This window comes from Vibrio sp. Vb2880 (genome assembly GCF_033337975.1).
Taxonomy (GTDB): domain Bacteria; phylum Pseudomonadota; class Gammaproteobacteria; order Enterobacterales; family Vibrionaceae; genus Vibrio; species Vibrio alginolyticus.
In genome coordinates this window covers 1-2,323 of sequence record NZ_JAWORT010000062.1, presented here as the reverse complement: position 1 = coordinate 2,323, position 2,323 = coordinate 1, and the positions used below count along the sequence as shown (strand labels likewise).

General features: G+C 44.0%; 1 protein-coding gene and 1 tRNA gene. One reads left to right on the top strand and one right to left on the bottom strand.

Annotation, left to right across the window (positions count from 1 at the left end):
* The first annotated feature begins 1 nt into the window (after position 1).
* Positions 2 to 77, top strand: a tRNA-Asn gene (locus R7M92_RS24790).
* A gap of 249 nt (positions 78 to 326) precedes the next feature.
* Here the strand turns inward: R7M92_RS24790 and R7M92_RS24785 are convergent.
* Positions 327 to 1,763: an NAD-dependent succinate-semialdehyde dehydrogenase gene (locus tag R7M92_RS24785; RefSeq protein ID WP_318134562.1), complete on the bottom strand. Its 1,437-nt coding sequence runs from the start codon at positions 1,761 to 1,763 to the stop codon at positions 327 to 329.
* Between the last annotated feature and the right edge of the window lie 560 nt (positions 1,764 to 2,323).

The window sequence follows — 2,323 nt, the reverse complement described above, 5'->3', positions numbered from 1 at the left end:
TTCCTCCTTAGCTCAGTTGGTAGAGCGACGGACTGTTAATCCGCAGGTCGCTGGTTCGAGCCCAGCAGGAGGAGCCATATTAGAAGAAGCCGCATCACTTGATGCGGCTTTTTTGTATTAGTTTAAAGCTAAGCTCTCTCCTACCCCATAACGAAATAACATAAGCGCTTTGATTATTAAAAACCGCTTACCGCAAGCTAACTATCGACTCACTAAGTAACCAGAAAATATTAACCACAAACGCGCGTGGCAAATGGTATGCCTTTCAACTAAAAAAAAAGCTAGGTAAAAACCTAGCTTTTTAATTCAATCGGGCATCTCTGAAATCAGCTTAAACCACCAAGACAAATATACTTTGTCTCCAGATATTCATCGAGTCCTTGCTTAGCACCTTCCCGTCCAACACCCGACTCTTTAACTCCACCAAATGGAGCCACTTCAGTAGAGATGATCCCTTCATTCACTCCAACCATACCGTACTCTAAACCTTCACTAAAAGTCACAATACGCTTCAAGCTATTCGTATAGAAATAGCAAGCCAAACCATATTCTGTATCGTTAGCCATTTCGAGAACTTGATCATCATTTTCAAAGGTAACAATAGGCAACACAGGCCCGAATAGCTCTTGCTGAACAATCGACATATTCTGCGTCACACTATCCAAAAGAACGGGCTCCATAAAGCGACCAGGCCGTCTCTGTGGAGAGTTAGCAATAGAGGCTCCTTCTTGTACAGCTTGATCGATCGCCGCCTCTAGTCGATGCTTAGAGGCCATCGTAATAACAGGACCTAATGTGACACCTTTCTCTAAACCATTTCCAAGCTTTAATTTGCTTAACTTCGACAATACTTTATCAATAAAAGCTTGTTTTACATTTTTATGAACATATAGCCGATTGGTACAAACACATGTTTGCCCTGCATTACGGAACTTCGACGCGACAAGCCCTTCCGCAGCCTCATCTAAGTCTGCATCTTCAAACACGATGAAAGGCGCATTACCACCCAACTCCATCGACACCGCCTTGACTGAATCACTGGCTTGCTTCATCAAAATTTTCCCAACGCGCGTAGACCCCGTAAAAGAGATCTTCTGAATCCTAGGATCAGTACTTAGTACTTGACCAAACTCAGCAGCCTGCTCCGACACCATGACAGAAAGCAGTTCTTTAGGGATACCAGCCTGATAAGCTAACTCAACAACAGCAATTGCAGTGAGAGGGGTAAGCTCTGATGGCTTGATCAACATGCCACAACCTGCCGCTAGGGCTGGTGCTGCTTTTCTTGTAATCATCGCAATAGGGAAGTTCCAAGGTGTAATTGCAGCGCATACTCCCACAGGCTGTCGAATTGCAGATAGACGTCTATCTGTCGTGGGGGCAGGAATAACTTCGCCATAAGCACGTTTTGCTTCTTCTGAGAACCACTCGACAAAAGAGGCACCATACATCACTTCCCCTTTGCTCTCAGCTAAAGGTTTACCCTGCTCTAAGGTAATAATCGTGGCTATGTCTTCTGCATTATCAAGAAGTAGTTGATACCACCCCCTCAAACGACGAGAGCGCTCTTTGGCACTTAATTTAGCCCAACGGACTTGCTCCGTTTTGCACTGACCAATGAGATCATCTAACTCATCAAGAGTACTAGGCTTTAACCGAATTAACTCTTGCTCAGTTGCAGGGTTGATGACCACAATTCCCTCTTCGGAAGACCATTGCTTAAATACAGATTTCAGCGTTTCATTTTTTATTTGTTGCATCATCAAACATACTCCTCAAGAACTCCTCTTAGGTTAATCGCTACTAGCAAGTTCAGCAAAGAAAACAAAGTTTTCTAAAAGGCATTAATTTTCGGAAGACTTAGCTCTCTTCCTCACTATATTTCGGGAAGTTGCGCAATCCACGCAACGACGGTCCCGCTCTAAACATGGAAGCAATGAATGTTTGAGAAATAAGATGTAGAAAATTATTGTTTAAGAGAGACACTAACAAAACACGCAGTACGGAAGACTATTCATTCTATTACGGTTGAGGGCGAGTGTTATAAATACTCATTGTTCAAATGACCAACCTTTCAACGAGGACATGATACAAACTCGGAGTAATTGGAAGTGCAGGCAGCAGGCTCATCTTCCTGAGAAACTCATGCGCCAAAAGGGTCAAGATAGTCGCATAGTATCGCCTTCAATGTGTAAATACATTTCTAGGGAACACGACCAAACGAAAAAGCCCCAGTCTTTCGACTAGGGCTTAATATAAGTGGCGGAGTGGACGGGACTCGAACCCGCGACCCCCGGCGTGACAGGCCGGTATTCTAACCAAC

Bases quoted from the DNA above. Each gene is read 5' to 3' on its own strand.
- R7M92_RS24785 (WP_318134562.1), bottom strand. From the start codon at position 1,763: ATGATGCAACAAATAAAAAATGAAACGCTGAAATCTGTATTTAAGCAA.